The organism is Ruminococcus sp. 210702-SL.1.03 (assembly GCF_020559915.1).
Classification (GTDB): Bacteria; Bacillota; Clostridia; order Oscillospirales; family Ruminococcaceae; genus YE71.
Window position 1 is genome coordinate 1 of the sequence record NZ_JAJCLZ010000048.1, and the last position, 7,595, is coordinate 7,595.

The window sequence follows — 7,595 nt, forward strand, 5'->3', positions numbered from 1 at the left end:
TTATGTTCGATATTTTTTGTTGTGTAGGGTTCGACTCCCTTTTTTTCGTGAAAACCGGTGAAAAGCATCCACGGTTTTACACTAAAATTTTTCGCTTTCTAAACATCAAAAAAGCCCGTAAATACGGGCTTTTTAAGGTGAGTATCCATTTGGTCTCACCAATTTGTTTTTTTGATACCAAATGGATGTACGATTGCCCGATATAGTAAAGCCGACCTCATGAACGCAGTATGGTGAGGCTATGGAGTAGATGACACGGTTCTATTTAATCTAAGTATAAAGATATAACCAAGCGACGCACAGTTGTAGTAAATGTGGTAGTATATATAATTCAGTCATTTATTTTTTATTGTATTATTTATACAATAGATTTTATGGTTACGCTTTAATTCACAACATTCAGTTAAATTGTATGTAAAACTAAACGAACTACTTCCAGGATATTTTCGTCCTAACAATGTACTACCTACTTTTTGCTTTCCTCCGAGAACAGTCCATACAACATCTAAATTGTTATTTTTCAGAAAATTTATAAGGTAATTCTTTTCTATAAATATGGTATTATTATCTGCATTAATTATTACAGTTTTGCCTTCTGAGTTATATCCAAACAGACCGTTCCACGATAGTTTCATCATATCAAATAATTGTTTAGTTGGAAACATATATGAATTATCATCATTTATTTCACAAAAAGAAGAATCCTTTTCAGTTAAAAAATCATTAACCGTTGTAATCAATTGACACGGTGGTGAAGTTTTCTCTCTGAAACTGAAACCATCATCCTGTGAAAAATAATTAATCATAGTAGGACTCCAAGGGTATTCACCAATACAACATTCGTATAATTGTCCGTAACCTTCTGGCATCCATCGACCATCAAAATCTTTGTTATTAAACCATAAAAGTAATTCTTCTTTAGTATTTTTTTGATATAAGTATGTCCTTACCTGTACCCACACTTCACGATATTCTTTATCACATGTTTCTTTAGTTGATAAATACCCTTGAAGCATATAATATTCTTCTTTATTAAAGGAATATTCTATAAATTCTAAAATGTACTCTTCTATATCATCTTTTTCAAACCATGCCATATCTTCTGATTTCTGGCACCTATAAAAAGGATATTTGAATTCAGGACCTTTAAAATCATTAACACGAGATAGCCTTGTAAGATCTATTTCTCTGAAATTATTTCCTTGTTCTGGTGCAATGGTTTTGTAATCATCGTAACTATATCTTGGAGCATATGTATAATTATCAAATATATTACCCATTTCACGATACAAATATATCTTTTGATATTTCTTTCCTATTCTTTCTACTTTTTCATCCCGTGATCTTAATGAACCATATTTGTAGTCTATATACTTATCATATTTTTGGCAAATTTCATAACCACTTCGGATCATGTCTTCATAAATCATAGCACCAACATCTTCTTTATTAATACTGTAGTCTTCAACATCAAAAGGAATAGTATATTTTACAAAATCACTTTCCTGACAATTCCAAAACAGGCGTATATCCAAATCTTTATTATTTTTGATAAAATCATAATTGACTTGATGAATTGGGCTGTGATATTTTGGTCTAACACATGAAACGTCTTCTTCACCACACCACCCATTGTAGTAAGCAAATTCAAAAATATTTCTTAAATAATCGCGTATTAAAACATTCTGTGGCCATTTATCTAAGGAAATAATGTTGGACTTAATATAGTTAGAAATTAATATATAATAATCATAATTTTTAATTAATATTATAGTTGAATAAGCTGACTGCCATATTCTCTCATGTATATAATCATCATCAACATCCTTAAAATCATAGATAATTTTTATTATAGTTTCAGGATAAAGCCTGAATAAATTCAGTAAACCTTTACTTGCCTTATCTCTTAACATAATATCATTGCTGCCAGTAAACCAGCACAGAACAATTTCCCATAAAAAAACATTTTCTATTTTGAAGATAGAGTTTTTTTCCATATTTATAGCTCTTTCACATAAATCTGAAATTACTTTTTCCTGATCATATTGATCCAGAATAATAGGATATAGAAAAAGATCTCTTTGATAGGGTATCATGTTTTTTAATATTTCATGTAAAAAAGAAGCATTAAATATAAAGTTATTTTTTAGCGAAACTGCTAATAATCCTATTATTGTTCTTCTTCTAACATTTTCATCGAGAGAAGTAATAGCTTTCTTTATTTCAATTACAGTTTTTTCATTTACTTCATCAGGCTTTCTCCAATAAAGTCCACTAATAAATGAATCTAATACTTTTGCGTCTCTTTTATTATCTAACTTACTAATAAGTTCTTCTTTATTATTTTGAAAGTATAATATTTGAATCATTTCAAGGGTTCCAAGAGTAATTTCATTATTTATCACAGCATTAAAAATTGTTTTCTCATCGTTATTGGATAGTGTTTTGGCATAATAGTATTCAAAAAACTTTTGATAAGCAAATGTTATTTTAGAATCATCGTCGTCAGATTCTCGCAAGAGGTTTTCGGATATTATTTGTTTGATTAGCCCAGACGAAATTTCTTTGATGTCCATTTCAGCCAATCTTTGTTTTACTAAGTCTTTTAATTCATTCCATAGGATATAATATCTTTTATTATCTGCCATTAACTTAGCAACAGAAATTAATATCTTAGGTACAACATTGTCTCTAATTGAAAAATATTCAGGATATTTATTTGTGATTGCCTTATTTTTTAAATCAAAAAAATCATTCATTAATTTATGAATATCTTCCACAACAATTGTCTTATCATCTTTTTCTTTTGCAATTTCACAAAGCATTTTTAAGAATAGTGGATTCATAAACTCTGGGACAAAAACAGAATTATAATTAATATTCACACCATAGTACACGCAGAACTCCCTAAGTGCCTCGCTTTCCATTTCACTAAACCCATCGTGCTGTAGTTTCAAATACTTTTCTATCTTTTCATTTTCAAGATATTCCTTAAGATACAGTGTACGACAGCTAATAATAATCTTGATATTCGAAAATGTTTCTAATTTGGCTGTAAGAAGCGGCAAATTGATGTTCCAATATGAACTATCATTCACTTCATTAATTGCATCTATACAAATTGGTACATATACATTGTTCTGTATTCCATATTCATTTAATATTGTAAAGAAATCCTCAATAGTTCCATTAAAATTAAAACGTTTTAATATAACATTATCAGCGGATTGTTGACTCTTGAACATCTCTCCAAGCAAAATAACAGCTGGAATATCTTTACTTATAAATTCATTTACTATATCACAAAGTAAATGAGTTTTACCTATTCCACCTTTCCCAGTAATTAAAATAGCACTTTTTTCTGTACCTGAAATAAGATCAGTATTTAACAATTTTATTATTAACGGAATCTGTTTAATAGCAGAATTCAATTCATCTAGATAATAAGTTGGATTAATTGAATTATACGTTGCCATAAAACCTCTCCAACTTTTGTTGTTATAAGTTCCTTTACCATGTGTTATCTCAAATTGATTTTTCTCAAGCTCAAAAATATTTACAAGTTTATTTTTGTATTCAACTAAACTACTATTTATCCTTGTCAATTCATCTACCTTAACATTCTCATTGTCATCTAAATACTGGCAGTAATTTTGTAATTTATCAATAATAATACTGATTTCTTCATTACTATTGTAACTTAACGAATCATCTTTTAAGTAATTTAATAAACATGTAACGCATTGATTTATATTCAATTGTATTTTTTTCAATATTTCTAAAGACTCATCTTTTTTTAGTAACGAGCACAAATAACTATATATACCTGTTTTTACATTTAATGTTTTACTGTATCTGGGGCCAACCATGGAAATAACTTGTCTAAAATCATCTCTAAATATATCCATGTTTAGAGATCCTTCATGAATAGCAGCGATTTTTCTACTAATTATTTGTATTTTACTACAATCTAAATTTTGTTTTATGTAACTTACAGGAATTGATTTAATTTCTTCACTACTATTTTGTGCAACAACAATGCCTACAATATTTCCCCTAATTAAAAGTGGAGAGCCTGATAATCCTTCATAATTTTGCAGACGGCTTCCTTCATTGATACTCAATAATAGATTGTCGTCATCAGACTTATGTGTAATCTTCCCATATAAAACAGTTTCTCCTTTGGTGAGTTTTGGAAATCCAACTACTCTACAGTTAAATCCTTCAATTTCATTATTGGCAGAAATTAAATCACAAACTAAATCATTCGTTGCATTTTCATTTAACTTAATAAAAACACAATCAATTCTCTTATTTATCGCTTCAACTAAATTCATAGTTTCCCCATTTATGTCATAATTATCGAGCCCTCTAAATACAACTTCTTTTTCTTCATAAGAATCTGAAACCACTTCGTCAGGAATAAAAACAACGTGTTTAGCTGTTACTACAATATCAGGACTAACAAGAAAGCCTGTTCCTACAACCTTTTCGTTTATTACTATTTGACCCACAATAAGTTTTTTCATAAAAAATTCCTTTCAATTGTATTTTTCTCGTCGCCCATAACAATGTCATAGTTATATTTATTCTTCCATTGAGTTTTATCAAGAAAAAGAGCTTTTTTTATAGGATAATTAAAAATAATTTTTTTAAATTTAGTATTTTCACAAATTAATGCAGCAAGTGTTTCTAAATCCGGATGATTGTATTTTTTCGAATTTGTGGAGCAGTAATATTCATCGGCTGTGTATCTATGAATAAATTCATGTGTGATATTAAATCGACTACCATGATGCGGTAACTTTATGGCCGAAAAATGATATTGATTGCCGACAATTTTTTTCAGCTTAGATAAAAATCTTTCATCTATAACTGAATCACCTAAGAATAAAAACTTTTTTTCATTGTATTCAAGAATAAAAGATATTGAACTTTTATTTACAATTGAACCGTCGGTCTCGGACAAATCACCTATATATTTTTTTAAATCACCATCCCCACAAATTTTATAGCTTTCCGGACTATAGTGCGATTTAATTCGCATCAATTGATATTCAAAGGCCTCTGTCATTTTGATTTTATTATTTACCCTAAACATGAAATTCTGGGAGACCATTTCTTTTTTCCATTGGTCTTCAAGAAGAACAATATCATCTATTGACGGACCTATTACTGAAATATAAATATTTTTAGCGATTTCGTATCGATCATATAGCGTATTATCGCAGATAAGTTTGCCTGAAGTGATTGTGTTTAATGCAATTTTATTCTTTGTAATAAGCACACCAAGGGACATACCACTGTTTATTCCTATTTTTTGTTGTGAATCAGAAATAACACCTTGAGAAATAATTTTGTCAATAATCTTAATATCTTCTTTCGTATATTCGTCTTTTTCCTTAGAATAAAACCGACTATCAACTACCTGTATCAATCCGTTATACCAAATCTCATTTATTAATTTTGAATAACTACTATTTAATAGCTTTACTAATCCTGAAATATGATCATTATCCATATGAGTACTTATAACCAAATTTAGCTTCTGATTCAACGCAAGTATATGAGCTACTTCTTTCTTCAAATATTTATCATATGTTTCAGATAATCCACCATCTATAAGTATATTTACATTCTCTACACTATCAATAGAAATTAGAATGCAATCTCCATACCCCGCTGGTAATAATTTGATTTTTAACATTTACTAATTCTCAACCTCTTTTTGTTGCAGTATTTTCAGCACACTAATCTATACCAAATATTTCGAACGTAGCTTTATTTGATTACTGATTTTCCACCTCATAATAGAAAAAAGTTATTAGCAAGATAAGAAATTAGCGATCATCTCTCTAATTTATACCCTATTATAAAAAACTAAGATTTTCTCGACAAACTAAGCAGAAAATGCTGACGACTGAAATAGATGTGCATCTCAAGTATAATTCATATGAACACTCATGCGACACCAACTAACATAACAGCAAAAAAGACATATGCAATAGATTTATTACAATTATAAACAAAAGCTACTTTCTAGCATAATTATACACCATTTAACAACATCTTTTCAATAGAATTCGTGCCATTTGAACAAGCAAAACGCATTTTCTATCTATTGCACAATCAGGAAACCATAGTTTTGTGCACGTTTTCAAATATATACATTATTATGACATATTTCGACAAATTGCATAAGAATATAGACTTGTCATCAAGCCGATTTTCACCTCACTTCTTATTAAAATCCCCACATTTTACGTGCTTTTCTTCCCCTCACAATCAATAAAATCCTTCGCCAACTGCTCCGCCTCAGCCAAACTGTCCTCAAGTATCTCAAACCCCACCGCAGCAGAAAAATTGTCGATTTCGCTATGCTCTTCTTCATCCACAAAGATCTGTATCGTAAACCCGTCGCAGAGAACCTCATTTCCCGTCTTATCCACTCTTTGAATAGAACTGTTCGGCGTAATTCTCACATAAAAATCCTTGTATCTCATTTAATCAATCTCCTTAAAGCTTCATCTGAAGATCATCATCTTCGTCAAATTCCTCGTCCATCTCTTCATCAAAATACTGTTCGCCAACCGACTTTTCAAGTGCTGCTCTCAGATAGCTTGTATCCATACCATTTGCCTCGTAGCCCTGCTTTATGACGTTGTAATAATAGCTCATCGGCGGCGAGATGTGACCGCTGTTCATCAAATATGCCATACACTCTTTCTTTTCGCCATTAACATCTATCTCAAAAAGTTCCTTGCGGTAATAGTTCGGAAAGCCCTCATATTTGTCAAGACTGTGCTCATCTCGACCGTCTATCTCCCATATGAGAACAGGAACTTCTGCGTTCTCTTTTGGCACAATGGTAGCAACACCTCTGAACTCCAGCTCATAGCCTTTCAGCATTTCTTTACCGATGACCTTTGAATTTGGGCAGCGGTTTGCCATTTGTTCAAGATTGATGTTGCTGCCATAAGCGATGTATAATCTTTTGTATTCCATAAAAACTCCTTTGCAATTTTACATACTTATTTCAAGTTCTTCAATGCCGTCATATTCGCATTCTGACGGCTCGTTGTTTTCATCGGGTATACACTCGATTTCATCATTGGAATGGCACACAGGCTCGTTACGCTGCTCACGGGCGGCTTGTTTCTCAAGCTCTCGTTTTTCTTTTAGCCTTGCCCTTGCAGCAATCCCGTCCTCCGGGTGTCGCCAGGTTATGTCCCCCTCAAGATGTTTTAGCAGATGTGCCCTGCAATTTTTGAATTCATCTCCTATCAGCCCAAGGTTCAGAAGCCATACCCTAAAGCTGTACCGCATATTATCGCTTTGAGAAACGTGAGGAGAACAGTATTTCTTTGTCATTGCCGCATTTGAAATAGCAAGTGCCAAAACTATCTGACTTCTTACCTCTCCTGCATGAAGAGAACCATTGTACGCTCTTATCTCATAATGTCCGTGCTGAAAAAAGCTGTGCAGATTGCAGATCACATATCGGCTGTTTGAATAATGCTGAAACTGCTCGCTCATTCTTCTGATTTTGTCAATAAAACTTGACACATTGACCGCAAGGATTTGAAGTTAAGCAG

Annotated in this window: 5 protein-coding genes; all 5 read right to left on the bottom strand. The window is 31.4% G+C overall.

Annotated elements, in window-relative coordinates; genetic code table 11:
- Positions 1-335: 335 nt before the first annotated feature.
- The 5 genes from LI114_RS12740 to LI114_RS12760 all read right to left on the bottom strand — a co-directional run bounded on the left by LI114_RS12740 (position 336) and on the right by LI114_RS12760 (position 7,536).
- On the bottom strand, positions 336-4,529 hold the full coding sequence (locus LI114_RS12740) for a serine protease (RefSeq protein ID WP_227220994.1): 4,194 nt from the start codon (positions 4,527-4,529) through the stop codon (positions 336-338).
- Positions 4,526-5,707 (bottom strand): MBL fold metallo-hydrolase, encoded by a 1,182-nt coding sequence (locus LI114_RS12745; protein WP_227220995.1) that lies wholly within the window; start codon positions 5,705-5,707, stop codon positions 4,526-4,528. Before LI114_RS12745 ends, LI114_RS12740 begins: the two co-directional genes overlap by 4 nt.
- A gap of 553 nt (positions 5,708-6,260) precedes the next feature.
- Positions 6,261-6,503 carry a hypothetical protein gene (locus tag LI114_RS12750; RefSeq protein WP_227220996.1) on the bottom strand — a complete coding sequence of 81 codons (243 nt, stop codon included), beginning with the start codon at positions 6,501-6,503 and terminating at the stop codon, positions 6,261-6,263.
- A gap of 13 nt (positions 6,504-6,516) precedes the next feature.
- A complete protein-coding gene (locus LI114_RS12755; protein ID WP_227220997.1) occupies positions 6,517-7,005 on the bottom strand; it encodes a gamma-glutamylcyclotransferase family protein in 489 nt (162 codons plus the stop codon).
- An 18-nt stretch (positions 7,006-7,023) separates the two neighbouring features.
- A complete protein-coding gene (locus LI114_RS12760) occupies positions 7,024-7,536 on the bottom strand; it encodes an amidoligase family protein (protein WP_227220998.1) in 513 nt (170 codons plus the stop codon).
- Positions 7,537-7,595: the final 59 nt, after the last annotated feature.

Excerpts from the sequence above, each read along its gene's own strand:
- LI114_RS12740 (WP_227220994.1), bottom strand. The coding sequence starts at position 4,529 with ATGAAAAAACTTATTGTGGGTCAAATAGTAATAAACGAAAAGGTTGTA.
- LI114_RS12745 (WP_227220995.1), bottom strand. The coding sequence starts at position 5,707 with ATGTTAAAAATCAAATTATTACCAGCGGGGTATGGAGATTGCATTCTA.
- LI114_RS12750 (WP_227220996.1), bottom strand. The coding sequence starts at position 6,503 with ATGAGATACAAGGATTTTTATGTGAGAATTACGCCGAACAGTTCTATT.
- LI114_RS12755 (WP_227220997.1), bottom strand. The coding sequence starts at position 7,005 with ATGGAATACAAAAGATTATACATCGCTTATGGCAGCAACATCAATCTT.
- LI114_RS12760 (WP_227220998.1), bottom strand. The coding sequence starts at position 7,536 with ATGAGCGAGCAGTTTCAGCATTATTCAAACAGCCGATATGTGATCTGC.